The sequence below is a fragment of the Bradyrhizobium sp. Ses1 genome (assembly GCF_059512365.1).
This window is the reverse complement of the sequence record NZ_JCAMOQ010000006.1, coordinates 82,834-107,442: the sequence shown is the minus strand read 5'-3', so window position 1 is coordinate 107,442 and position 24,609 is coordinate 82,834. Positions and strand designations below refer to the sequence as shown.

Annotated in this window: 24 protein-coding genes and 1 pseudogene; 13 read left to right on the top strand and 12 right to left on the bottom strand. The window is 63.5% G+C overall.

The window, feature by feature from the left end; genetic code table 11:
* Positions 1–125 precede the first annotated feature (125 nt).
* Both AC5ZG5_RS10315 and AC5ZG5_RS10310 read left to right on the top strand, forming a co-directional pair.
* Positions 126–1,181 carry a Ppx/GppA phosphatase family protein gene (locus tag AC5ZG5_RS10315; RefSeq protein ID WP_456641758.1) on the top strand — a complete coding sequence of 352 codons (1,056 nt, stop codon included), beginning with the start codon at positions 126–128 and terminating at the stop codon, positions 1,179–1,181.
* Positions 1,182–1,256: 75 nt separating this feature from the next.
* Entirely contained in the window at positions 1,257–1,955 is a 699-nt protein-coding gene (locus AC5ZG5_RS10310) for an RlmE family RNA methyltransferase (protein WP_456641757.1), read from the top strand.
* A 9-nt stretch (positions 1,956–1,964) separates the two neighbouring features.
* Here the strand turns inward: AC5ZG5_RS10310 and AC5ZG5_RS10305 are convergent, their stop codons facing one another.
* Positions 1,965–2,732: a COG4705 family protein gene (locus AC5ZG5_RS10305; protein WP_456641756.1), complete on the bottom strand. Its 768-nt coding sequence runs from the start codon at positions 2,730–2,732 to the stop codon at positions 1,965–1,967.
* Between the two features lie 464 nt (positions 2,733–3,196).
* Here AC5ZG5_RS10305 and AC5ZG5_RS10300 point away from each other — a divergent pair, with 464 nt between their 5' ends.
* Positions 3,197–3,862, top strand: a complete 666-nt coding sequence (locus tag AC5ZG5_RS10300) for a response regulator transcription factor (RefSeq protein ID WP_456641755.1) — start codon at positions 3,197–3,199, stop codon at positions 3,860–3,862.
* Complete coding sequence (locus tag AC5ZG5_RS10295; protein ID WP_456641754.1) at positions 3,856–5,163, top strand: sensor histidine kinase; 1,308 nt, start codon at positions 3,856–3,858, stop codon at positions 5,161–5,163. Before AC5ZG5_RS10300 ends, AC5ZG5_RS10295 begins: the two co-directional genes overlap by 7 nt.
* A gap of 9 nt (positions 5,164–5,172) precedes the next feature.
* Here the strand turns inward: AC5ZG5_RS10295 and feoB are convergent, their stop codons facing one another.
* From feoB to AC5ZG5_RS10280, 3 genes are all read right to left on the bottom strand, one after another.
* Complete coding sequence (gene feoB, locus AC5ZG5_RS10290; protein ID WP_456641753.1) at positions 5,173–7,044, bottom strand: ferrous iron transporter B; 1,872 nt, start codon at positions 7,042–7,044, stop codon at positions 5,173–5,175.
* Positions 7,045–7,063: 19 nt separating this feature from the next.
* Complete coding sequence (locus tag AC5ZG5_RS10285) at positions 7,064–7,339, bottom strand: FeoA family protein (RefSeq protein WP_456641752.1); 276 nt, start codon at positions 7,337–7,339, stop codon at positions 7,064–7,066.
* Between the two features lie 93 nt (positions 7,340–7,432).
* Positions 7,433–8,908, bottom strand: coding sequence for an MFS transporter (locus AC5ZG5_RS10280; RefSeq protein WP_456641751.1), 1,476 nt, complete (start codon positions 8,906–8,908; stop codon positions 7,433–7,435).
* 344 nt (positions 8,909–9,252) lie between these two features.
* On the opposite strand from AC5ZG5_RS10280, the gene guaB reads away from it, so the two are divergent.
* From guaB to AC5ZG5_RS10265, 3 genes are all read left to right on the top strand, one after another.
* Positions 9,253–10,749 (top strand): IMP dehydrogenase, encoded by a 1,497-nt coding sequence (gene guaB / locus AC5ZG5_RS10275; RefSeq protein WP_130226271.1) that lies wholly within the window; start codon positions 9,253–9,255, stop codon positions 10,747–10,749.
* 123 nt (positions 10,750–10,872) lie between these two features.
* Positions 10,873–11,895, top strand: a complete 1,023-nt coding sequence (gene curA, locus AC5ZG5_RS10270) for an NADPH-dependent curcumin/dihydrocurcumin reductase (RefSeq protein WP_130226270.1) — start codon at positions 10,873–10,875, stop codon at positions 11,893–11,895.
* 246 nt (positions 11,896–12,141) lie between these two features.
* Positions 12,142–12,402 carry a hypothetical protein gene (locus AC5ZG5_RS10265; protein ID WP_456641750.1) on the top strand — a complete coding sequence of 87 codons (261 nt, stop codon included), beginning with the start codon at positions 12,142–12,144 and terminating at the stop codon, positions 12,400–12,402.
* A gap of 193 nt (positions 12,403–12,595) precedes the next feature.
* Here AC5ZG5_RS10265 and AC5ZG5_RS10260 read toward each other — a convergent pair whose 3' ends face one another.
* Together AC5ZG5_RS10260 and AC5ZG5_RS10255 are read right to left on the bottom strand one after the other, a co-directional pair.
* Positions 12,596–12,838, bottom strand: coding sequence for a hypothetical protein (locus tag AC5ZG5_RS10260; RefSeq protein ID WP_028164650.1), 243 nt, complete (start codon positions 12,836–12,838; stop codon positions 12,596–12,598).
* Between the two features lie 43 nt (positions 12,839–12,881).
* Positions 12,882–13,721, bottom strand: coding sequence for a metallophosphoesterase family protein (locus AC5ZG5_RS10255; protein WP_456641749.1), 840 nt, complete (start codon positions 13,719–13,721; stop codon positions 12,882–12,884).
* Positions 13,722–13,845: 124 nt separating this feature from the next.
* Between AC5ZG5_RS10255 and AC5ZG5_RS10250 the strand changes: the two genes are divergently transcribed.
* The 4 genes from AC5ZG5_RS10250 (at position 13,846) to AC5ZG5_RS10235 (ending at position 18,549) form a co-directional block, all read left to right on the top strand.
* Complete coding sequence (locus AC5ZG5_RS10250) at positions 13,846–14,229, top strand: MAPEG family protein (RefSeq protein ID WP_130226267.1); 384 nt, start codon at positions 13,846–13,848, stop codon at positions 14,227–14,229.
* Between the two features lie 9 nt (positions 14,230–14,238).
* The gene (locus AC5ZG5_RS10245; RefSeq protein ID WP_456641748.1) at positions 14,239–15,540 is read left to right on the top strand and encodes an RsmB/NOP family class I SAM-dependent RNA methyltransferase; all 1,302 of its coding nucleotides are present in this window, start codon (positions 14,239–14,241) and stop codon (positions 15,538–15,540) included.
* Positions 15,541–15,688: 148 nt separating this feature from the next.
* A complete protein-coding gene (guaA, locus tag AC5ZG5_RS10240; protein ID WP_130226285.1) occupies positions 15,689–17,287 on the top strand; it encodes a glutamine-hydrolyzing GMP synthase in 1,599 nt (532 codons plus the stop codon).
* Positions 17,287–18,549: an Hsp70 family protein gene (locus tag AC5ZG5_RS10235; RefSeq protein WP_496165441.1), complete on the top strand. Its 1,263-nt coding sequence runs from the start codon at positions 17,287–17,289 to the stop codon at positions 18,547–18,549. The genes guaA and AC5ZG5_RS10235 overlap by 1 nt, the downstream gene beginning before the upstream one ends.
* Here AC5ZG5_RS10235 and AC5ZG5_RS10230 read toward each other — a convergent pair.
* From AC5ZG5_RS10230 to AC5ZG5_RS10220, 3 genes and pseudogenes are all read right to left on the bottom strand, one after another.
* Positions 18,507–18,638: pseudogene (locus AC5ZG5_RS10230) on the bottom strand (helix-turn-helix transcriptional regulator); the annotation flags it as partial. The gene AC5ZG5_RS10235 and the pseudogene AC5ZG5_RS10230 sit on opposite strands and share 43 nt — an antisense overlap.
* A gap of 122 nt (positions 18,639–18,760) precedes the next feature.
* The gene (locus AC5ZG5_RS10225) at positions 18,761–19,666 is read right to left on the bottom strand and encodes an alpha/beta fold hydrolase (RefSeq protein ID WP_456641746.1); all 906 of its coding nucleotides are present in this window, start codon (positions 19,664–19,666) and stop codon (positions 18,761–18,763) included.
* Positions 19,663–20,085 carry a helix-turn-helix domain-containing protein gene (locus tag AC5ZG5_RS10220; protein ID WP_456641745.1) on the bottom strand — a complete coding sequence of 141 codons (423 nt, stop codon included), beginning with the start codon at positions 20,083–20,085 and terminating at the stop codon, positions 19,663–19,665. The genes AC5ZG5_RS10225 and AC5ZG5_RS10220 overlap by 4 nt, the downstream gene beginning before the upstream one ends.
* Positions 20,086–20,151: 66 nt before the next feature.
* Here AC5ZG5_RS10220 and AC5ZG5_RS10215 point away from each other — a divergent pair, with 66 nt between their 5' ends.
* Entirely contained in the window at positions 20,152–20,523 is a 372-nt protein-coding gene (locus AC5ZG5_RS10215; protein WP_130224769.1) for a GatB/YqeY domain-containing protein, read from the top strand.
* Between the two features lie 476 nt (positions 20,524–20,999).
* Here the strand turns inward: AC5ZG5_RS10215 and AC5ZG5_RS10210 are convergent, their stop codons facing one another.
* Both AC5ZG5_RS10210 and AC5ZG5_RS10205 read right to left on the bottom strand, forming a co-directional pair.
* Positions 21,000–21,599, bottom strand: a complete 600-nt coding sequence (locus tag AC5ZG5_RS10210) for an NADPH-dependent F420 reductase (protein ID WP_456641744.1) — start codon at positions 21,597–21,599, stop codon at positions 21,000–21,002.
* 16 nt (positions 21,600–21,615) lie between these two features.
* Positions 21,616–22,350 (bottom strand): SDR family NAD(P)-dependent oxidoreductase, encoded by a 735-nt coding sequence (locus tag AC5ZG5_RS10205; RefSeq protein ID WP_456641743.1) that lies wholly within the window; start codon positions 22,348–22,350, stop codon positions 21,616–21,618.
* Positions 22,351–22,638: 288 nt separating this feature from the next.
* On the opposite strand from AC5ZG5_RS10205, the gene AC5ZG5_RS10200 reads away from it, so the two are divergent.
* Entirely contained in the window at positions 22,639–23,535 is an 897-nt protein-coding gene (locus tag AC5ZG5_RS10200; RefSeq protein ID WP_456641742.1) for a LysR family transcriptional regulator, read from the top strand.
* Positions 23,536–23,793: 258 nt separating this feature from the next.
* Here AC5ZG5_RS10200 and AC5ZG5_RS10195 read toward each other — a convergent pair whose 3' ends face one another.
* On the bottom strand, positions 23,794–24,567 hold the full coding sequence (locus AC5ZG5_RS10195; RefSeq protein WP_456641741.1) for an AraC family transcriptional regulator: 774 nt from the start codon (positions 24,565–24,567) through the stop codon (positions 23,794–23,796).
* Positions 24,568–24,609 lie beyond the last annotated feature (42 nt).

Below are 24,609 nucleotides of genomic sequence, written 5' to 3'. Positions count from 1 at the left end.
AAGCGACAACGCCCGATTAGGCATGTCGCGTGTGATGATTTGTTGCGTAGGCCTTTGGCGCTGCTAAAGTTTCCGTGAACGGAAATTCTTCGGCGGGCCGGGTGCCGCGCGGAAAGACAGTGTTGATGAAGGATGACACGCGGCCTTGCGTCGGCCTTTCGGCCCGCGAGAGCCCGTCAGGGTTGGCTACGGCGGCCGTCGAAAGCGGCGTTTACGCCGCGCTTGACCTTGGCACCAACAATTGCAGGCTCCTGATCGCCTGTCCCACCGGGGACGGGTTCCGCGTGGTCGACTCTTTTTCCCGCATCATTCGGCTCGGCGAGGGCATTTCGGCGACCGGTTCCATCAGCGACGCCGCAATCGAGCGCGCAATCGCCGCGCTCTCGATCTGCAGCGACAAGATCCGCTACCGCAAGGCGAGGCGCCTGCGGCTGATCGCGACCGAGGCCTGCCGTGCCGCCGCCAATGCCGACAGTTTCCGCGCCCGCGTCGCCGCCGAGACCGGCATCAAGCTCGAGGTGATCGACCGCGAGACCGAGGCGACGCTGGCCGTGATCGGTTGCTCGCCGCTGCTCGACCGAAGGGGCCGCGGCGCGGTCCTGTTCGACATCGGCGGCGGCTCGACCGAACTGGTGCGGATCGAGCGCGATCCGGCAAGGCCGGATGCTGCGCCCTGGATCAAGGCCTGGATGTCGATCCCGTTCGGTGTGGTCAGCCTTGCCGAGCAATTCGGCGGTCGCAATGTCACAAAAGAGTTGTATGCGCGGATGGTCGCCGAGGTCGCGCAATATGTCGCCCCGTTCGCGACCGAGCACGGCTCCGATTTGCGCGACATGCATCTGCTGGGCACGTCGGGCACGGTGACGACCCTTGCCGGCGTATTCCTCAATCTGCCGCGCTACGATCGCCGACGCATCGATGGCATCTGGATGAGCGACGCCGACGTGACCGCGACGATTCAAAATCTGCTTGGCATGAGCTATGAGGAGCGCATCAATAATAGCTGCATCAGCATCGAGCGCGCCGACCTCGTGCTTGCGGGCTGCGCGATCCTCGATGCCGTCAGGAACGCATTCCCGCTGCCGCGGCTGCGCGTCGCCGACCGCGGCCTGCGCGAGGGCATGCTGGTCGAGATGATGCGCGAGGACGGCGCGCTGAAGTCGTGCCTGCACGTGCCGTAACGAGCGTGATCCGGAAAAGTGGGAACCGGTTTTCCGACAAGATCATGCTCCAACAAAGAGAATCCAGAGACACTTATGGCGAAAGATTCGACCGGCCGGCTGCACGTCACCGTGAAGAGCGGCGGCAAGCGGAAATTGTCCTCAAAACTCTGGCTGGAGCGCCAGCTCAACGATCCCTATGTCGCGAAAGCCAAGGCGCAGGGCTACCGTTCGCGCGCGGCCTTCAAGCTGACCGAGATCGACGACAAATATCGCCTGCTCAAGCCGGGCATGACCGTGGTCGACCTCGGCGCTGCGCCCGGCGGCTGGAGCCAGGTCGCGGCCAAGCGCGTCGGCTCGGCCAATGGCAAGGGCAAGGTGATCGCAATCGACCTCCTGGAAATGGGAGAGATCCCCGGCGTCACCTTCGCGCAGCTCGATTTCCTCGATAACGACGCGCCCGAAAAACTGATCGCGATGATGGGCGGCCGCGCCGATGTCGTGATGTCCGACATGGCCGCCAACACCACCGGTCACCGCAAGACAGATCAACTCCGGATCGTCGGCCTGGTCGAGACCGCCGCAGCCTTCGCCTGCGACGTGCTCAGCCCCGGCGGCGCGTTCCTCGCAAAGGTGTTTCAGAGCGGCGCCGACGCCGAACTACTCGCGCAGTTGAAGCGCGACTTCTCGACCATCCGTCACGTAAAGCCCGCCGCCAGCCGGCAGGATTCGTCGGAGCGTTACGTGCTGGCGACGGGATTTCGCGGTGTCACAAAGACCGAAGGACGTTCATGACGGATCGGGTCAGGCTCGCTGGCCCGCTCGTTGCGGCAGGAGCAAGACGAGCGCCGCGATGGCGGCTGCGAGGGCACCTGAAGCCGCATATCGGCTGAGAGCCAAGCCGCCGTGATCGAGCGGCTTGTCCAGGAAATCGCCCACGGTCGCTCCAAGAGGTCGGGTCAGCACGAAGGCGATCCAGAAGAGCATGGTCCTGGACATATTGGTCCAAAGATATGCGGCCGCGACGACGGCAATGCCTGTTGCGAAGACCAGGGCGCCGCCGCGATAGCCAAGCCCGGTTGTATCAGCCATCCAGTCTCCGAGCGCCGTCCCGAGCGTTTGCGAAAACAGGATCGTGACCCAATAGAAGGCTTCCGCCGCCTTGTTGTCGATCGATGCAATCGAGACCGACCCCATCGTTCGATGCCAGACCGCCAGCGATGCGACGAGCAGTGCCGCAAGCAGCGAGGACCCGCCGAGATAGCCGATCCCGAGTGACCGGTCCACGAAGTCCGCCAGCGTCGTGCCGACGGTTGTCGTTGCGATGATGACCGTCCAATAGAGGAACGGATGGAACCGCTTCGCGCCGATCTGGGCGGCGACCACCACGGCAAAGACGATGGCGAAAATCGCCGTCCCAACCAGGTAGCCGAGACCCATCGACATCGTCACGGCATCGCCGCCGGTTTCGCCCAGCGTCGTAGCCAGGATCTTGACGATCCAAAAGCCCAACGAAACGGCCGGCACCTTGCCGGTATCGTCGACACGGCCGTTCTTGTTGATGAATTCCATCGGCTCTTCACTCCGGCCCAAGCCCAAGGCTCCGAGCTTCGAGGCGGCGGCTTCGGCGCGCGCCGACCGTCGTTGACATGATCTTGATCACCCAGAAGACTAGTGTGACTTCGGGGACCTTGTTCAGCATCGGCGCGCCAGTGCGTCGGACACTTTGCGGAACTCCAATCGGGATATCCGGCGGTCTTGCCGAACTTCGAATGGAGCGTACCTGTCCAGACTTAGCTCCGACTTAGGAGCCGGATCGTACCGAGGATGAACGGGAGTGGAGCTAAGTATCGGCTCAGTCGGAGCTGTCATGCTCCAGGGCGCGAGCCAGACCGAGACAGGAGAATCAGAGGGAAGATGATGTCCCGTTCATGGATCGTAGCCTGCCCGCTGACCACCCGCGTTGCGGTGCCCGAGACCCCCGGCGCAGCCGCGAACGATGCGGGTCCGCCGGCTGCATAGCGGGGCCGGCCGTCATGCGAGTACTGCTGGTCGAAGACGATAAAATGATTGGTGCGGCCGTCCTGGAGGCGCTGAAAGATGCCGCCTACGCGGTCGACTGGGTCAGGAACGGCGATCTCGCCATCGAGGCGATCCACAGCGAGACCTACGATATGGCGTTGCTTGATCTTGGCCTGCCCCTCATCGACGGTCTTGAGGTTCTAAAACGAGTCCGAGCAGAGCGTGTGCGCCTTCCAGTCATCGTGCTGACGGCGCGCGACGCCTTGAGCGATCGCGTGGCTGGTCTCGATCTCGGTGCCGACGATTACCTGGTCAAGCCATTCGAGATCGGCGAATTGCTGGCGCGCATGCGCGCTGTCCTGCGGCGCGAAGGCAGCGGTACGCCGCCGATCCTCACCAACGGCCGCCTTTGCCTTGATCCGGCGACGCGCGAGGCGACCTTCTGCGGCGAGAAGGCGGTGCTGAGCGCACGCGAATTCGCTCTGGTTCAGGCGCTGCTGATGCGGCCCGGTGCGATCCTGTCCCGCGGCGAGCTGGAGCGGCAGATCTACGGCTGGACCGAGGAGGTCGAAAGCAACGCCGTCGAATTCCTGATCCACGCGGTGCGCAAGAAGCTAGGTGCCATTGCGATCAGGAACGTTCGCGGCGTTGGGTGGATGGTGGATCGTCCCACATGCTGAAATCGTTGCGCGCACGTCTGTTCGTCGGCCTCACGGCGATCATCGTGCTGACGGGAGCGATCGGAGGCACCTTCGCGTATCTGTGGGCCTACAGCGAAACGATCGAAATGCAGGACTCGGTCCTGATCCAGGTCGGTACGTTCGCACTGAACGCTTCGGTCAGGGAAAGCCAACCTGTCAACGGCGTCGACGCGGAGGCAGAGGTTGCAGTCATCGAACTGGGAACGGTCCCGCGCGGCTCGGCTGACGACCGTAAGCTCTGGACGCTGCCGGATGGATTGCACAACGGCACCTATAAAGGACAGCCCATCCGGGTGTTGCTGCGCACACGGGCCGATGGCAGCCGATTCGCGGTGACGCAGCGCACGGAGATCCGCACCGAGATTGCAGGCAATATGGCGTTGCGGACGTTGCTGCCGATCGCCGCGCTGGTTCCATGTCTTCTGCTGGTGACAGCAGCGGTGATCGCAAGTTCGTTCCAACCGATGGTCAGGCTGGCTCATGATCTCGACGCGAGAAGGGGCGACGACATCCATGAATTGAAGGCGACGGGAATGCCGAGCGAGTTGCATCCGTTTCTCGTGTCGATTAACGGGTTGCTGGATCGCATGCGCGGCATGATGGAGCAGCAGCGGCGGTTTATCGCAGACGCGGCCCACGAACTCCGGACGCCGATTACGGCGCTGAGCCTTCAGGCTGAAAATCTGGATCCGCGTGAAATGTCGCCGCAGGCGCGCGACCGTCTCGATGCGTTGAAGAGCGGCATGCGGCGAACCAAGCATCTGCTCGAGCAACTCTTGGCACTTGCGCGCCAGGATGCCGTGCAAGTCGCGGTTTGGGAGACCGTCGCTCTCGACGAGGTCGCGAAGGAAGTCGTCGCCGATATTTTGCCGGAAGCCGCTGCGCGAGACATAGATCTGGGCTTTCGGATCGCCGAGGCTGTTGCGGTCAGCGGCGATGCGTTGTCGCTTGCCTCGGCTGTGCGCAATCTCGTCGAAAACGCGGTCAAGTTCACGCCTGATGGCGGAAGCATCGACCTTGGAGTCTATCGTGAGGGCGAGATGGCGGTCCTGCAGATCGAGGACACCGGGCCGGGAATTCCACCGGGCGATCTCGATCGAATCTTCGAGCCGTTCTTTCGAGGTGAGCGGCCGACAGGCGAGGGATCCGGGCTTGGACTCTCGATCGTGAAACGGATCATCGATCGTTACGGTGGCTCGATCGCGTTCGAGAACGTCAACGGAGCCGGTCGATCGGGCCTTCGCGCGACCATCAAGATGCCGTGCAGGAGCAACGTATAGGTTCGGGGGTCAACCCGCCCCCAGCGCGACCGCGATATTGTAGGTCGCCAGACTCGCCAGATACGCCAGCGCCAGCATGTAGAAGAACGTCACTGCCATCCATCGCCAGCCGCCGGTCTCGCGGCGGATCACCGCCAGCGTCGAGGCGCATTGGGGGGCGAAGATGTACCAGACCAGCAGCGACAAAGCGGTGGCGAGGCTCCATTTGGTGGCGAGCACATGGCCGATCTGGTCGGCGGCTTCCTTGCCGCCCTCGATGGCGTAGACGGTGCCAAGCGCTGCCACCGCGACCTCGCGGGCGGCCATTCCGGGGATCAGCGCCACCGCGATCTGCCAGTTGAATCCGAGCGGCGCCAGCAGTGGCTCGATCGCCTTGCCGATGATCGCGGCGAGGCTGTAGTCGATGGCGGGATCTTGGGCGCCGGCCGGCGCGGTCGGGAATGAGGCCAGGAACCAGATCAGCACCATCATCGAGAAGATCGTCGTGCCGGCCCGCTGCAGGAACATCTTCGCCCGCGTGTAGACGCCGATGGCGATGCTCTTCAGCCGCGGTAGTTTGTAGTCGGGCAATTCGAGCATGAAGGGCGCAGGGGCGTAATCGCGCAGCATGAAGAATTTGACCAGGAACGAGACGCCGAGCGCGCTGGTGATTCCAGCCGCATAGAGGCCGAACAGGACGAGGCCGCGCAGGTTGAACCAGCCCCAGACATCGCGGTCCGGAATGAACGCCGAGATGATCAGCGTGTACACGGGAATGCGTGCCGAGCAGGTCATCAGTGGCGCGATCAGGATGGTGGTCAGGCGGTCGCGCCGGTTGTCGATCACGCGCGTCGCCATGATGCCGGGGATCGCGCAGGCAAAGCTCGAGAGAAGCGGAATGAAGGCGCGGCCGTGCAGGCCGGCGCCGCCCATGATGCGGTCCATCAGGAACGCCGCGCGCGCCATGTAGCCGAAATCTTCCAGCAGCAGGATGAACAGGAAGATGATGATGATCTGCGGCAGGAACACGATGACGCTGCCGACGCCGGAAATGACGCCGTTCTGAAGGAAGCTCTGCAGCAGCCCTTCCGGCAGCGTGTCATGCACGAACTGGCCGAGCGCGTCGAAGGCCGAGGATAACAGCTCCATCAGCGGCTGTGCCCACGCGAACACCGCCTGGAACATCAGGAACAGGATCAGCGCGAGGATGAAAAGTCCCGCGACCGGATGCAGCACCACCGCGTCGATCCGGGCGGTCCAGGTGTCGGGCTTGGCAGGTAGCGTGACGGCGGAGTTGATGATGCGGTCGGCCTCGCGCTGGGTAGCGCGCAACTGGGAGGCGGTGAGGGGCTGCCATCGATTCGGCCCGGCGGGTGTCTGCTCCTGCGCCGCAATCTCGTCGGTTCGACGCAACAGTTCCGCGATCCCGCCCTTGCGAACCGCGATCGAGGTCACGACGGGCACGCCGAGCGCCTCGGACAATTTAGGCACGTCCACGCTCACACCGCGGCGGGCCGCAATGTCGAACATGTTGAGCACCAGCATCATCGGCCGGCCGGTGTTCTTCAGCTCCAGCAGCAGGCGGATCGTCAGCCGCAAATTGGTCGCGTCCGCGACACAGAGGATGAGGTCGGGGACGGCCTCGCCAGGGGTGCGGCCCAGCACCATGTCGCGGGTGATTTCCTCATCCGGGCTGCGCCCGCGCAGCGAATAGGTGCCGGGCAGGTCCACCAGCGAAACCTGCCGTCCGGCGGGGGTGACGAAAAACCCTTCCTTGCGCTCGACGGTCACGCCCGGATAGTTCGCGACCTTCTGCCGGCTGCCCGTCAGCGCGTTGAAAAGCGAGGTCTTGCCGCTGTTGGGCGTACCAACCAGCGCAAGATGCAGGAGTGGGGCTTCCATCGCGTTTCCGCTCGCTCCATCAGGCGACGATGATCGCCATGGCCTCGCGCCGGCGCAGGGCGATCGTGACGTTTTCGACCCTGACCGCGATCGGGTCGCGTCCAACGATTCCCTCGTGCAGCACCTCGACCCGGGCGCCCTCGACGAATCCGAGCTCGATCAACCGGCTCTCAAGCTCGTGGCCGGCGAGCGCGGAGGCCGCGTCAGCTACGGCCAGATGCTGGATCACGCCCGAATATCCCCGCTTGGCCAAACCCAAGGGCTGAGATGTTCGGATATTGGTTTGTTCGCTCATCGCACGTGTTTTCCAGTCAGGCGCGAATGGGTCAAGCGCTGCGATCAACACGAAGCTGGGATTTAGAACGATTACAAGTTGGTGGCGCTAGCGTTATCCCAATCGCTGATCCCGCGCGTCCTGCGTTCCTTCGGTTGCGGCCTTCACGGCGGCGGTGGCCGCGCCCTTGCGGCTGGAGATCTCGACCGCTTTGCGGCCCGAGATCTCGTGGCCGGCATCGTCTGGCATCTGCCAGAAGAACCAGGCTGACGCCGCGGAGATGACCGCGACAACCAGGAAAGCTGGTGCGAACATGGTCGCGTTCAAGTCGCTCGCACCATCCAGCCACATCGTCGTCTCGACGGAGAACGCGCCGACCGCGACGCCGGCGGAGATCGCGAGTTGCTGGTTGACGCTGACCAGCGTGGTCGCCCGGCTCATCTGCGCCGGCTCGACCTCGGCATAGGCGACCGTGTTGATGGCGGTGAACTGCAGCGAGCGGAAGAAGCCGCCGACCACCAGGATGATCATGATCAGGAGCAGCGGGGTCGCCGCCGTGAACAGCGCGCAGGCGGCAAGGAAGAGCGAACTTATTACCGCATTGACCGTCATCAGGTTGCGGAAGCCGAAGCTGCGGATGATGCGTGCGGCAAGCGTCTTCATGCCCATGGCGCCGACGGCGGACGCGAAGGTGACGAGGCCCGACTGGAATGGCGACAGCCCGAAGCCGACCTGCATCAGCAAAGGCAGCAGGAACGGCAGGGCGCCGACGCCGAGGCGGAACATGAAGCCGCCGATGATGCTGGCGCGCAGTGTCGACAGGTTCAGCAGCGAAAAATCCAGCACGGGCGATCCGGTCCGTCGCGCGTGGATAACGTAAAGCGTCATCGAGATCGAACCCACCGCGATCAGCGAGGCGACGACCGTCCATGGCAAAAGGTTGAGGCCGGCGACCGAAAGCCCGAAGGCGATGCCGGCAAGGCCGATGCCGGCGAGCACGAGGCCATAGAGATCGAACGGCTCCGGATTCTCGCTCTTGATCGGATCGATGTATTTCAGCGCCATGAAGATGCCGAGGAAGCCGATCGGAATGTTGATCAGGAAGATCCAGTGCCAGGAGAAATAGGTGGTGATGAAGCCGCCGAGCGGTGGCCCGATCACGGGACCGATCAATGCCGGCACCGTCACCCACGCCATGGCGTTGACCAGCGCGCTCTTGTCGACCGAGCGCAATAGCACCAGCCGCCCGACCGGCGTCATCATCGCCCCGCCGAGGCCCTGCAGGATGCGCGCGAACACGAAATCGGTGACCGAGGACGATAGCGCGCAGCCGATCGATCCCAGCATGAACACGCCGACCGCTCCTGCAAAAACCATCCGCGCGCCGAACCTGTCGGCGGTCCACCCGCTCGCCGGAATGAAGACCGCAAGCGAGAGCAGATAGGAGGTGATCGCGAGCTTCAGCGTCAGCGGACTGGTGCCGATATCGGCCGCAATCGCCGGCAGTGACGTCGCGATGACCGTCGAATCCATGTTTTCCATGAATAGGGCCGTGGCGACGATCAGCGGGATCAGGCGTTGCTTGTCCATGGAGCCGGAGGCTTGAGAAGCGGGCGGGCGGGAACGGGCTGTATCACCCCGCTACCGGACTGGCTATTGCGGAACCCGCATGACCACTTAGATCGTATGCGACGCTCGATTTTGGCGTTTGCCGACGCGATTCCGCCCGAAAGGGGCGATGTCAGATCGGGACAGGCGCCGAAAAAGCCTGTGCATGGCTGGCAAACGCTTTGATTCGTCATGTCGCCATGCTATCGACCAGCGTCAACCCCACCGATGGGCTCCGATTCGACGGCGATGCAGCAGGCAGCGCCGGGAGGCGGCGCTCATCCTTTTACGTTATCGCGGCGGATCGCCGCCGAAAGGAGTTGGCAATGGCGACGGTACAGGCATTCCCCGCGATCCGCGAGGCCTTCACGTTTGACGACGTGCTGCTGAAGCCCGGCCTATCGGACGTGCTTCCCTCCGAAGTCGACATCCGCTCCTACGTCACCCGCGCGATTCCGCTCAACATCCCCATCATCGCCTCCGCGATGGACACCGTCACCGAGGCGCGCATGGCGATCGCGATGGCGCAGTCCGGCGGCATCGGCGTGATCCACCGCAATTTCGATCCCGAGGGCCAGGCCGCGCAGGTGCGGCAGGTGAAGAAGTTCGAATCCGGCATGGTGGTCAACCCGCTGACCATCGGCCCCGACGCGACGCTCGCGGATGCGCTGACGCTGATGAAGGACCACGGGATCTCCGGCATTCCAGTAGTCACCGGCGCGGCCAAGAATGTCCCGGGCAAGCTGGTCGGCATTCTCACCAACCGCGACGTGCGCTTTGCGACCGATCCCAGGCAGAAGGTCTCGGAATTGATGACGCGCGAAAACCTCGTGACCGTGCGCGAGGGCGTCAGCCAGGACGAGGCCAAGCGGATGCTGCACAAGCATCGCATCGAGAAGCTCTTGGTCGTCGACGATCAATATCGCTGCGTCGGCCTGATCACCGTGAAGGACATCGAAAAGGCGGTCGCGCATCCGCTGGCCGCAAAGGACGCACAGGGCCGCCTGCGCGTTGCCGCGGCGACCACGGTCGGCGAGGGCGGTTTCGAGCGCACCGAGCGCCTGATCGACGCCGGCGTCGACCTCATTGTCGTCGACACCGCGCACGGCCATTCCTCACGCGTGCTGGATGCCGTCAACCGGATCAAGCGGCTCTCCAACGCGGTGCAGGTGATCGCCGGCAATATCGCAACCAAAGACGGCGCGCAGGCGCTGATCGATGCCGGCGCTGACTCGATCAAGGTCGGCATCGGCCCGGGCTCGATCTGCACCACCCGCATCGTCGCCGGCGTCGGCGTGCCGCAGCTCACCGCGATCATGGATGCGGTCGAAGCGGCGAAGAAGGCCAATGTGCCCGTGATCGCCGACGGCGGCATCAAATATTCCGGCGATCTCGCCAAGGCGCTTGCTGCCGGCGCCGATATCGCGATGGTCGGCTCGCTGCTAGCCGGCACTGACGAGACTCCAGGCGAAGTCTTCCTGTGGCAGGGCCGCTCCTACAAGGCCTATCGCGGCATGGGCTCGGTCGGCGCGATGGCGCGCGGCTCGGCCGACCGCTACTTCCAGCAGGACATCAAGGATACGCTCAAGCTCGTGCCTGAAGGCATCGAAGGGCAGGTGCCCTACAAGGGCCCGGTCGCCAATGTGATGCACCAGCTCGCGGGCGGCCTGCGCGCCGCGATGGGCTATGTCGGCGCGAAGAACATCGCCGAATTCCACGACAAGGCGGAGTTCGTCCGGATCACCGGCGCGGGACTTCGCGAGAGCCACGTGCACGACGTCACCATCACCCGCGAATCCCCGAACTATCCGGGCGGGGCGTAAGCTCTCTCCTCCTGCAGCGCCGTCATTGCGAGGAGCGATAGCGACGAAGCAATCCATTCCTGCGCTTGCGGACCTGTGGATTGCTTCGCTACGCTCGCAATGACAAACACAGGAGGAAACACCATGTCCCAGGGTCAGCGCATCGTTCTCGCCTCGCGGCCCGTTGGCGAGCCCAAACCATCCGACTTCCGCCTTGAGGAATATGCCGTGCCGGAGCCGGGCGCGGGCCAGGTCCTGCTCCGCACGATCTGGCTGTCGCTCGATCCCTATATGCGCGGGCGCATGAGCGATGGCCCGTCCTATGCGCAGCCGGTGCCGGTCGGCGGCGTGATGGAAGCCGGCACCGTGAGCGAGGTGGTCGCGTCCAACAATCCAGCCTTTGCCAAGGGCGACATCGTGCTGTCTCGCGCCGGCTGGCAGACGCATGCGCTCTCCGATGGCAAGGGCCTGTCCAAGATCGATCCGAAGCTTGCGCCGATCTCGACAGCGGTCGGCGTGCTCGGCATGCCCGGGATGACGGCCTACACAGGTCTCCTCGATATCGGCAAGCCGCAAGCCGGCGAGACCGTGGTCGTGGCTGCAGCATCCGGCGCGGTCGGTTCGGCGGTGGGCCAGATCGCAAGGATCAAGGGCGCCCGCGCGATCGGCATCGCTGGCGGCAAGGACAAATGCGACTTCGTGAAGAACGAGCTCGGCTTCGACGATTGCCTCGACCATCGCGATCCCGACCTCGCTGCCAAGTTGAAGGAAGCCTGCCCGAAGGGCATCGACGTCTATTTCGAGAATGTCGGCGGCGCCGTATTCGACGCGGTGTTCCCGCTGCTCAACCCGTTCGCACGCGTGCCGGTCTGCGGCCTGATCGCGCACTACAACGATACCGAAAGCAAGCCGCCGAAATGGGCGGGTGCGATGATGCGTGCGATCCTGACCAAGCGCCTGACGTTCCGCGGTTTCATCGTCAGCGATTTCGCCGCGCGTCAGGGCGATTTCCTGCGCGATATGTCGGGGTGGGTGCGCGAAGGCAAGGTCAAGTACAAGGAGTTCGTCACCGAGGGTCTCGAGAGCGCACCCGAGGCGTTCATGGGCCTCTTGAAGGGCGCCAATTTCGGCAAGCAGCTGGTGCGCGTCGGGCCCGACAAGGCGTGAGCCATCACAGCTCAGCGAGCCCTGCGATCCATGGGTCGCAGTCCGCCGACCTCGCGCATCGGTGAATGGAAATCAGGAACGCACTGCTGCTTGCGGCTGTTGGTGGCCGAGCATGATCCGAAAAAGCCGGGAACATTCGCGCGCGATGACGCGAAGCGTTCCCGCGCGGGGATCATGCGCAACCAGCAAGCCAAGATGCCGGGAAGCCGAACACCATAGGTTCCTCGCATCGGAATGGAGCAGCTAATGAGAAGACTGGCAGTCCTATCAGCAGTACTGATTGCGACGGCGACGTTGGCAAACCCCGTGGCCGCCCGCGAGCACTACGTGCAGCGACCCGCCGTGATCGATCCCGACTTGGCCGCCCCGGCCGCCCCGTATTACCGCAGCGGGCCGGCCTACTATCCGGGGCCGCGCGTCGGTGCATTCGCCACCGCACCCTGGGATAATTCCCCGCCGCCGGCGTACTACGGCTCGCCTTACGCGGCGCCGGGTTACGGCTACTGACCTCTGAGAAATCTGGAAGCAACTCCAGTCCGCCGCGCCAACGCGGCGGACTTTTTCATGCCGGCGCAGAAGTGTCGCAAGCCTCGGCAGGGGGCCCGGCGTACCCCAAAGGTCACAGCGTTAACCAAATGATTCCGGCTAGCGGTACCTTTGCTTGACTGTGCATGCAACACATTGAATCATCACATTATTTTCAGGTGTAGTCATGTTTGAAATCGGCATTTTCTGTGTCATTTTGCTGGCGGCCGGCTATGCGATGGCCATGTGGGTCATCGGCCGCCGCGCTGATGTTTTGCACGGCAAATTCGTCGAGGCTGAGCCCGAGTCCGAACCGTTCGGAATAGGTCCGCTGCTGCCGCCGCCCGCGCCGCGCTCCAGCGCGGACTCGCTGCAGGCCCTGCTGACAGTGATCCAGCAGGATCTGAACGACAGTCATCCAGCAGGATCAGAGGGATACGGCGCAGACTTAACGCGTCGGCCTAATCCGCCGCCATCTCTGCGAGCAGCGCGTCGAGGCTGATATCGACCTGGCCTTCCGCCCTGACGTGGCGAACCTCGAAACTGTCAGGCCGGAAGCGGTATTCGACGATCCCGGTTTCCTTGATTCCGATCACGTCCTGCATGTGGTCCGGAATCATGAAGCCGACCGACGGCGCCCAGATGTGGCGGACACGTCCAAAGGTGAAATCGCGCCGCTGATGCACATGGCCGCTGCCGACCAGGCGCCAGTCGACCGCACTGAGCATCTCGAACAGGCGGGCGCGTGCCGGCTGCGGGATGTAGCGGATCGCGGTTTCCGCCAGCTCGGCGTCATCAGGCAGATTCAGGAACAGCGGCTTGTGCAGGAACAGCGCTACCGGCTTGCCGTTCACGTTGCCAAGCTCTGAAGCGAGCCAGTCGAATTGTTCGGCTTCGCTATCGAGCCCCGTATTCATGATCAGCGAATTCAGCCCGATGAAGCGCCAGCCTGCGGCCTCGAAGCACCAGCGATCTTCGCCGACGGTGGCGCGGAACGCATCGCAATTCTCCTCCGTCGCCGGCTCTGTCGGCGGCGTGCCGACCGCGGTCGGGTTGTCGCCGATGTCGTGATTGCCGGGCAGATAGCGGCAATCGACCGGCAGCGCCGCATGCAGTGACTTCGCGAATTCGAGATCGCTGCGGCTGTTCGGCCCATCGAAGGCGACATCGCCGCTGTTGAGCACGAGGTCTGGCCGCGTCGCGTCGATATGCTCGGCGACCGCCTCGAAGTTGGCGATCAGCGTCGGCCGGCTGCGGGCGAGGTGGGTGTCGGAAATCTGGGTCAGACGAAATTCGGACATGCAACCTTCCTTTTGCAACGATGTTAGATCGGGCCGAAGTCGGAATGATGACGGTGTCACGTTGTCAGTAGCGCAAGCGTTCGCCATCAGCTATCGCTTGCGTTTTAAACGGGGTATGAATCCCATGTCGGTTCAAATGGTTCTGCTGCCGGTCTTCGTGCTGGTCGGCCTTACCTTCGCGCTTCTGTTCGGCATGATGCGAACGCGGCGCGGCGCGCCGGCCAGTAGCGAGCCAAACCGGGCAACGCAGCTTGCCGATTGCTACCGCGACCAGTTCGAATTGCCGGTCCTGTTCTATCTCCTGATCGCACTTGCGCTGCCGCTGCGCCGTGCCGATCTTGTCATCGTGCTGCTGGCCTGGGTGTTCGTGGTGACGCGCTTTGCCCATGCCGGCATCTTCGTCACATCAAGCGATTCCGCACCCCGCTCGACGGCCTGGCTCGCAAGCGCGCTGGTGCTGTTTGCGATGTGGCTCTATTTCGCCCTGAAACTCCTGCTCCTGATCTGAAAGTTCTCGATGACCCCCGCCGCGCGTCTCTCCGCCGCCATCGAATTGATCGACACCATCGACACGCAGCGCGTGCCGGCGGCGAAAGCCTTGAAGGAGTGGGGCACTGCGCACCGCTACGCCGGCTCCGGCGACCGCGCCGCGATCTCTGGCCTGATCTGGGACGTGCTGCGCCGGCAGTCCTCCAGCGCTTATCTCATGGATGACGACGGCGCCCGCGCGCGCGTGCTCGGCATGCTCAAGCTCGAGCGCGGCATGGACGTCGATGCGATTGCCGCACTCTGCGACGGTGGCCGCTTCGCGCCAGCGCCGCTCACGGATAGCGAGCGCTCATCGCTCGCCTCGCGTTCGCTTGCCGGCGCGCCGGCGCACATCGCCGGCGATTATCCGGAATGGCTCGATCCATACCTGGCAAAAGTGTTCGGCGATGACCGCGTGGCGGAAGCCACCGCGATGGCGAGCCGCGCCCCGCTTGATCTGCGCGTCAACACGCTCAAGACCAGCCGCGACAAGATGCTGCCGCGGCTGAAGCATCTCGGCGCCAAGGCAACGCCATGGTCGCCGCTTGGCCTGCGCATCGAGCTCGGCGCCGATGCCCGCAATGTCGGCATCCATGCCGAGGAGGATTTCGTCAAGGGCGGCATCGAGGTGCAGGACGAAGGCTCGCAGTTAGCGGCGCTGTTCTCTGCAGCAAAGCCCGGCGAGCAGGTGATCGATCTCTGCGCCGGCGCCGGCGGCAAGACCTTGGCGCTGGCGGCGATAATGCAGGGCAAGGGCCGGCTGATCGCGACCGACCGCGACAAGCGCCAGCTCGCGCCGATCCACGAGCGCCTGTCGCGCGCCGGCGTCCACAATTGCGAGGTCCGCACGCCCCGCGGCGACAGCGATCCGCTGTCAGACATCAAGGCCTCCGCCGATCTCGTCGTGATCGACGCGCCCTGCACGGGCACCGGCACCTGGCGCCGCAATCCGGACGCCAAATGGCGGATGCGCCCGGGCGCGCTGGAGGTGCGGCTGAAGGACCAGGCCGAGGTGCTCGCGCGCGCGGCGCCACTGGTGAAGGCGGGCGGGCGGATCGCCTACATCACCTGCTCGGTGCTGCCGGCCGAGAACGGCGAGCAGGTCCAAGCCTTCCTCGCCCGCCATGGCGAGTTCTCGATCGTCCCGCCCGAACAGACCGCCTCCGTCCTCTGGGACAAGGCCGAAGCCTTCGCCGCCGCGGCCCTGCCGTCCCCCGAGGGCTGGCTGATGACCCCCCGCCGCACCGGAACCGACGGCTTCTTCGTCTCGGTTTTGGTCCGGAAGGGCTGACCGCGGACGCTCGTCATGCCCGGGCTTGTCCCGGGCATCCACGTCTTCCCGTCCACGCGTGCAAAAGGGCGTGGATGGCCGGGACAGGCCCGGCCATGACGGCACGCGGAGGGTTGCGGCGCCGCCCCCCGTCGCGTATCTGCTGTCCATGACAGCCGCCAAGCCCGACCGCTCGCCGTCGACGCCATCAGTGGCCTCGGCGCATGACAAGATTCTGATTGTCGATTTCGGCAGTCAGGTGACGCAATTGATCGCCCGCCGCGTCCGCGAGGAGGGCGTCTATTCCGAGATCGTGCCGTTCCAGAAGGCCGAGGCCGCCTTCAACGAGATGAAGCCCAAGGCGGTGATCCTCTCCGGCGGCCCGGAATCGGTGCATGAGGAGGGCTCGCCGCGCGCGCCGCAGGCGATCTTCGATTCCGGTGTCCCCGTGCTCGGCATCTGCTACGGCCAGATGACCATGGCCGCTCAGCTCGGCGGCGAGGTCGAGGGCGGGCATCATCGCGAATTCGGCCGCGCCGATCTGGAAGTGAAGACCGCGAGCAAATTGTTCGACGACACCTGGTCGATGGGCGAGCGCCACCAGGTCTGGATGAGCCATGGCGACCGCATCACCAAAATGCCGCCGGGCTTCACCGTCGCCGGCATCTCGGCCAACGCGCCGTTCGCGGTGATCCAGGACGAGAAGCGGAAGTATTACGGCCTGATGTTCCACCCCGAGGTGGTGCACACGCCCGACGGCGCAAGGCTCTTGCGCAATTTCGTCCGCAAGGTCGCAGGCCTCACCGGCGACTGGACCATGCGCGCCTTCCGCGACGAGGCGATCGAGAAGATCCGCGCCCAGGTTGGCAAGGGCAGGGTGATCTGCGGCCTCTCCGGCGGCGTCGATTCCGCGGTCGCGGCTGTGTTGATCCATGAAGCGATCGGCGACCAGCTCACCTGCGTCTTCGTCGACCATGGCTTGCTCCGGCTGAACGAGGCCGAGACCGTCGTCGACCTGTTCCGTCATCACTACAACATCCCGCTGGTTCACGTTGATGCGTCAAAGCAATTCCTCGGCGAGCTCCAAGGGGTCACGGACCCCGAACAGAAGCGCAAGACCATCGGCCGCCTCTTCATCGACGTGTTCGAGGCGGAGGCGAAGAAGATCGGCGGCGCCGAATTCCTCGCGCAGGGCACGCTCTATCCTGATGTGATCGAAAGCGTCTCCTTCACCGGCGGCCCGTCGGTGACGATCAAGTCGCACCACAATGTCGGCGGCCTGCCCGAACGCATGAACATGAAGCTGGTCGAGCCGCTGCGCGAACTGTTCAAGGACGAAGTCCGCGTGCTCGGCCGCGAGCTTGGCCTGCCCGAAGCCTTCGTCGGCCGCCACCCATTCCCGGGCCCCGGCCTCGCCATCCGCTGCCCCGGCGATATCACGAAGGAAAAGCTCGACATCCTCCGCCAGGCGGACGCCGTCTACATCGACCAGATCCGCAAAGCCGGCCTCTACGATGCGATCTGGCAGGCCTTCGCGGTGCTGCTGCCGGTGAAGACGGTCGGCGTGATGGGCGACGGCCGCACCTACGAATACGTCGTGGGCCTGCGCGCGGTAACGTCGACCGATGGCATGACGGCGGACTTCTACCAGTTCGACATGAGCTTCCTCGGGGCGACGGCGACGCGCATCATCAACGAGGTGAAGGGCGTCAACCGCGTGGTGTATGACGTGACCAGCAAGCCCCCGGGAACGATTGAGTGGGAATAATTCACTCCCGCCCCGGAGCGGTTTGCGGTCTGGACTTTGGGACGTCGAACACTACGCTTGGCACAATCATCGGCGATGACCCGGTGTTGGCCACGCTTGAGGGCGATCACGTCACGATTCCAAGCGCAATCTTCTACAAAGCCGGCGGCGGCACCCATATCGGCCGTCGTGCCATCGAAGCTTATGTGGAGGGTGACGCCGGGCGACTGATGCGCAGCCTCAAATCGGTGCTCGGCACGACGCTGATCGACGAGACCACCCGCGTCGGCCGCGAGCGCGTCAGCTTCCGCGATGTCATCGCTTACTATATCGGTGCGGTGAAGCGGCGCGCGGAAGAGGTCGTCGGACATCCGTTGCGTAACGTCGTACATGGCCGCCCGGTCCACTTCGTCGATGACAATCCGGCTGGCGATGCCAAGGCGGAAGCGACTTTGCGCGATATCGCCAAGCAAGTCGGATTTGATGACATCTCATTTCAGTTCGAGCCGATCGCAGCGGCGCTTGACTACGAACGTCAAATCGGGACCGAGGAAATCGCGCTGATCGCCGATATCGGCGGCGGAACGTCGGACTTTTCAATTGTTCGATTGTCGCCGGAGCGGCATCGCCATGCTGAGCGCAAGGACGATATCCTGGCCAACGATGGCGTCCGCATCGGCGGCACCGATTTCGATCGGTATCTCAGCCTCGGTGTCGTGATGCCGTTGCTCGGCTATCGCTCGGCCATGAAGCGGGAGGATCTGGAAGTCCCGTCGAGCTATTTCCACGACCTCGCGACGTGGTCGAGCATCAACCGCATGTATGACTCGAAAGTCATCAGCGAAATACGTCAGGTGCGTTATGAGGCGAAGCAGCCGGAATTGCTCGATCGTCTGGTGCGGGTGCTCGACGAGCAGCGCGGACACACGCTTGCGATGGATGTCGAAGGCGTCAAGATAGGGCTCTCGGAGACGCCGAAATCCAACATCGCGCTGGAGTGGATTGAGAAGGGCCTGGAAGCCGAGGTGCGACGCAAGGATCTGGTCGGTTACACCCAGCGTCTCGCCGACCGCATCGAGGCGCGGATAGACATTTGCCTGAAGCAGGCCGGCCTTGCTGGAGCCGACATCGACGCGGTGTTTCTGACCGGAGGGTCGGTTCAACTGGCCCATGTCCGCAAGGCAATCACCGCCGCAGGCGAAGCCGCTGCGGCGGCATGCTCGCGGTGCGGGGCGACAGGGGAAAAGCGCCTCGGGAATTCGCCCCGCTGCTCCATCTCGTAGATCGTGCTGTCGGCGAGCGGAACCATCTCACGTAGCTGTTGACGACGGATAGTCCGCCGCAGTGGAACGTCAGATGATGTTGTTGCCATTCCATGCCTCCTATCGGTTTGCGGTCTTGAGATACAAAGCGATAGGTGACGCCACCGAGGATGCGCAGGGCGCCGAGTCGAAGAGCATCCCGATCACCGACGGCAGGTCGCGTCGGCTCGCGTCATTCATCAGAAGCGGGGCATGACTTGGAATCGTGAGGATCGTGCCCTTGTAGGCTGCGGACGAGGAAATCGAACACTCGTTGCGATTGGTCTGGCAAGAAGTGATAACCCTCTTCAATGAAATAGACTTCGGCGTTGGGAACATGCCGCTCGAGCCGAAGGCGTGTGTCATAAGAATCGATAAGCGCGTCACGCCCGCCCACGATGGCGAGGAGCGGCATTGCGAGCGCCTCCAGTGCTGCATTGCTAAGCTGCGGAATCTTGACAGCGCGTGGTTTGATAGCCCGGCTGATACTCTCCATGAGAGGGGAGATCGCCTCAAGATCGATCGGTAGATGCTTCGGTGCTGGTCCGAACACCTTTTCAACAATCTTCTGCTTTCCCCAGGCTCCGAGCAGCAAATAGGGTGCGACAGCGAGGAGAAAGTTCTTCTGCCGTCCGATGCCTGCGGGGCAGATCAACGCCAGCGCGGAAGCTCGTGACGGCCGCCGCATGGCATAGTCGAGCGCCAGCCAGCCGCCGAGTGATGTGCCCACCAGCGCTGCACGGGCAAGTCCAAGCCCGGTGAAGACATCGTCGAGCCAGATCGCGTAGGTGTCGCCGATGAGCGGCGGCCTCACCCGAGCGCTCAGTCCCGCCTCGCCGATCATATCGACCGCATAAAGCCGGAAGCGACCTGACCAGAGTGCGATGTCGGGCCGCCATGCGGCGCTGTTCGCCTGGGCGCCGTGGAGTAGGACCACGGGAGGCGCCGTCTCGGGACCGCAGGCGAGCACGAACGTCGCGCCTTGCGATGTCGACAGTTCAATCTCCTGTTTTGGCACAGGCCAGTGGTCGAGCACGGCGCGGTATTCCCGCATGACCTCCACCGCACCGGCTTCGCTGCGAAAGACAGGATCTCTCATCGCGAAAGTCCCAGTTGCAGCTCGATAAGCTCGAGCAGCCTTGCTGCATCGGACGGAGCAGCGATGAGCACGATCTTCAGATCGCCGCTGGTCGGATCAAAGGCCGTGTTGAAATGTAGCGGTCTGGTTTCGGCGTCGCCTCCCAGCGCCGCGGCGCCGAGAAAGGTCGCCATGCGCTCGGCCGCTTCGGTAGTTAGGGCCGGAATCTCAACAATGACCGTCGCGCGGACATCGCGAGGAGGCCGGGCCCGCCCACTCGCCATACCGGCGAAAGCGTCAAGCTTGGCGCGGTCGATACGATAGGCCTTGCCAATCCGCGTGGCTTGGAGGCGACCTTCGCGGATGTACCGGAGGACGGTTTTGGGATGGACTTTCAGCTCTTCGGCGGCCTGTTCGACCGTCAAAAGCATGTTTGACATGAAAATAGACTCCACAATGTTCCCAAAAATTCTTATAGAAGGGAGCAATCGGGAGCAATAGGTTATATGAACGACGTTGTGACTGAGAACGCGGGCGAGGCGATGAAAGCCCAGCTTCGCCGCGACCTACGCGCCGCTATGAAGCGGGGCGACAAAGACGAGACTGCTGTGCTTCGGGAGCTAGTTGCGGCGCTCGACAACGCCGAAGCTGCGCCGCTTCGTCAGGAGCGTCCATCCGTCGATCGTCATTCCTTCAGCGACGGATCGGCTGAAGGTGTGCGTCGGGCGCTCACGCAGGAAGACGTGCACGCCGTGTTGCTGGGCGAGATGAAAGCGCGGGTGGAGTCCGCTGCCGAGTTCGCGCGATTGGGCGCAGAAGCGCGTTCCATCGCGCTCAACGCCGAGATCAGAATTCTGCGCCGCTATGTCCAACAATAGCGTCGCTACTTCTGGGGAGGACGATTGGCGCAGTGCTGACCATCGAGGCCGCACGGCGTTATGGGACGTCTTAACCTCAAGGGCTTTCACGCCGGCCGCTAGCTAGCCCTGCCCAAAGCCTTCGTCGGCCGCACCCATTCGCAGGTCCGGGCCTCGCCATCCGCTGTCCCGGCGATGTCACACGCGAAAGCACATCAGGCCTCGATGAACATTGTCTTCCGCCCTCATGGCTTTGTTGAGTGTAGGGCGGATCAGTTTTCCGTCGCAGCTCGTAGGGTCGATTAGCCGAGGGTGTAATTCATCGCCCTTGGTCAAGCGGCGCTGCCGGAGTGGCGGGTTACGCTTTCGTTAACCCGCCCCAGGGCTGCTCAATGTCCAAGCGGGATGTCCCGGCGAGCTTCTAGATGTTATTCACTAGTCGCCAAAGCCCGGCAGGCCGGCAGGGTAGGATTCGAACAGCTTCCATACGCCTTCGATTACTGCTCCTTCTTGAACAAATCCTGGAAGATGAGCTGGCCCCAAACGCGGCCGCGTGCGTGCACCAGCGCGCCACCCTCGTTGAGCTTTCCCAGCTTGACGGGTGCAAAGCCGAGTTGTTTGGCCAAAGCCATCACGGGAGCGATCGCGTCCTCGTCGTCACCAGACAGAAAGACGACCCTGTGGCCGCCTTCGACGATCGGATCGGCAGCCAGCGTGGCCGCAATCAGGTGATTGAAGCCTTTCACGAGGTTGGCGCCGGTGAACGCCTTCGCGACGAAGGCGGAGGACGGGAGACCGTCCAGCTCCTCGGGAGGAAGCAACGCGTTCATCGCGTCGATGATCGTCTTGCCTTTCCAGCTCGGCAGCGCCTTCGCAACCTCGCGATGCTCCCCGAACGGGACCGCCAAGATGATTGTGTCGGCCTCGAGTGCTTCCCGCAGCGACTTGGCGACGACCGTGGGGCCAATCGCGCGAGCCTGCGGCGCCAACGCCTCGGGCGGCCGGCGGCTCGCGACGGTCACGTCGAGGTTCTTGCGGGCGAATGCATGGGCGAGGGCCTGGCCTATCTTGCCGAACCCTATAATTGCGTAGCTCATAACGCTTCTCCAGTTTTCAGATGGCCGAGAAGCCGCCGTCGACAGACAACTCCAGCCCATTCACGAAGCTGGAATCGTCAGACGCAAGAAACAGCGCGGCCGCCGCAATTTCCTCAGGACGACCCATCTTTCCTCGCGGGATCAGGGATTCGAACATGCGTTTCGCCTCCTCGGTGAGAACTTGGTCCTGCATCGGTGTGGCGATCGGCCCAGGGTGCAGAACGTTCACCCGGATATTCCTGCCCTTCAGTTCGTTGAGCCATCCGCGTGCGAATGCGTGCAGCGCCGCCTTGCTCGCCGCATACACGCTGTAACCAGGAAAACCTTTGACCGAAGCAACGGACCCGGTCATGAAGATCGATCCGCCATCGTTGAACAGCGGCAACGCCTTTTGCACCGTAAACAGCGTGCCGCGCACATTCAGGCCGAAGGTCGAGTCGAAATGCTCCTCGGTAATCTCGCCCAGTGGGACGGCTTCGCCCGTGCCGGCGCTCGCGTACAGGACGTCAATCTTGCCCTTTTCCCGTTTGACTGTGTCGAACAGGCGGTCGAGGTCGTCGAGATTGGCCGCGTCGCCGCGCACGCTGGTCACGTTCCGGCCAATCAGCCCGACGGCCTCGTTGAGCGCCTCCTGCCTCCGGCCCGTGATGAAAACATAGGCGCCTTCTTCAACGAACCGCTTGGCGCTCGCCAGCGCCATGCCGCTCGATCCACCCGTGATGACTGCAACCTTACCCTCAAGCTTTCCCATGACTTTCCTTCAGACTCCGTCTTTGGCTGATCGGGGAGGTTCCCCGAGAACTCCGAAATGGGTCTGCCGGTGTCAGGTGTTGAGTGCGGAAGCGCGCACATCGGTGGTGCGAAATCGCTCCGACTGGACGACTGACGCCAGCCGCGATCGGTGCGCGCCGTTCGGAATTGGCCGTGCTCGTCGGCATAGGCAGTGATCCCCCGACCGTGCTACCCCACGTTCGAGAGGATGTTCGATGGTGTTGGGCACGGACTTTCGAAGGCAAACCCCGCGGTGCAGGATTGCACCATGATCGACTGGGATGACGTTCGCTACTTTCTGGCCGTCGCGCGCGAAGGCTCGGTGCGGGCCGCCGCCGAGCGCCTCGGGGTGAACCACTCGACCGTGCTGCGACGCATCGCCCAGCTCGAGGAACACCTCGGGGCGCACATGTTCGAGAAGCTGCCTTCGGGCTATCGCCTGACGGCTGCTGGCGAGGAAGTCGTCGAGCTCGCGCACCAGATGGAAGCGTCGTCGCACTTGCTGGAGACGCGCGTCTTCGGACGCGACCAGAGCGCGAGGGGGCTTCTGCGGGTGACGCTGCCGCCGTTCCTCGCGGCACATCTGCTCATGCCGGACTTCGCCGATTTCGCGCGCATGCATCCGGACATCGAGATGGAAATCCTGTCGTCCGGCGAGCCGGCCAATCTGACCAACCGAGAGGCCGATGTCGCGATCCGCATCGTCTCCGACCGCAAGACCCTGCCGCTCAATCTTCACGGTCTGATGGGACCGGAGCTGTTCGGCGGCGTCTACTTGTCTCGCGATCGACTAGCCGCGTGGCGTGCGGGCGCGTCTGATCCCATCCGGTGGATCGTCATAAACAATCATGGACTCCCGGACTGGGCCCGCGAGGGAGAGGTTCGTACCACCGGGGTTCCGTTCAGGACCCCAGACGCCGAGGCGCAGATCGTTGCAGCACAGCAAGGGGTCGGGATGACGAAACTGCCGTGCTTCGTCGGAGATGCCGACCCCCTATTGGTGAGGGTGCCGGGCACTGACCTGCACATGTACGGAACGCTCTGGCTTCTCACCCAGGGGGAGACACGTAAGACGAAGCGCGTGCGGCTCTTCACTGAGTTCGTGTCCCGCAGGCTCGCCGCGTACGCCCCGCTTCTCGCGGGGCTGTCCGTATCGCGCGACTGACGCGCGACCACGGATATTCTGGAAATATTGATTTCGCGCCACACAAACGATCTCGACGGAGTGCGATCCATAATCAACAAGACCGGCCTTGCGCTTGCGCCGCGCCGGATATCGGATCGCCCACATCCGCATTTTCTGAAGTAGCACCGCGAGCATTGCTTTAAGCAATAGCAAGCGTAGAGCGGATTAGCTTTCCGTCGCGGCTCGAAGAGCTGCGGCGGAAAGCGTAATCCGCCGTTCCTCGCAGACGCGCGTCGTTCAGCAATAGAACTCGGATGGCGGTTTTCCAAAATGCCGCCGGAACATCGCGGTGAATGCGCTCTGGCTGGCATAGCCGCAATCGAATGCGACATCGATGACCCGCTCGCCATTTGCCAGCTTGCGGAGGGCAAAAAGAAGCCGCGCCTGTTCGCGCCATTGCGCAAATGTCATGCCGGTTTCTTTGACGAACAATCGATGTACGGTCTTGGCCGTCACATTCAATCGCGCTGCCCACTGTTCCGCGGTCGAGATGTCGGATGGTTGATCAATCATTGCTTCGCAGATGAACTTGATGCGGGCATCGCCCGGCAGAGGCAGATGCAGTGGCAACACGTCCGACACCGTGACCTCGTCGGCGAGCAGGCGCATCAGGCGTTCGTCCCGGCCGCCGTCCTGGTAGTCTGGCGGAATGCAAATTGCCGCAACGATGAGTTCGCGCAACAACGGTGACACGTCGATCACGCAGCTCTTCGTCGGCATATGTCGGATTGCCGTCGCATCGATGAAGACAGTGCGGATTTTGACGGCGCCCGACATCTTCACGTCATGCTCCAGCCCTGCGGGTAGCCAAAGCGCCCGGTTCGGCGGAACGACCCACGTTCCTTCCGCCGAGCGCACGATCATCACACCTTCGATCGCATAAAGCAGTTGCCCCTTGGGATGCGAATGCCATCCCGTCGAGGCGCCATCCGGATAGTTGACGTCCATCGCAGCCATGGCGCGGCGGGTGTCGTGAAAATCCAGATGTTTGCGGGTTGGATCGCTCTGCATGTCCCATTCTCTACAGCCACGTTCACTCTAGAGCGATACGGA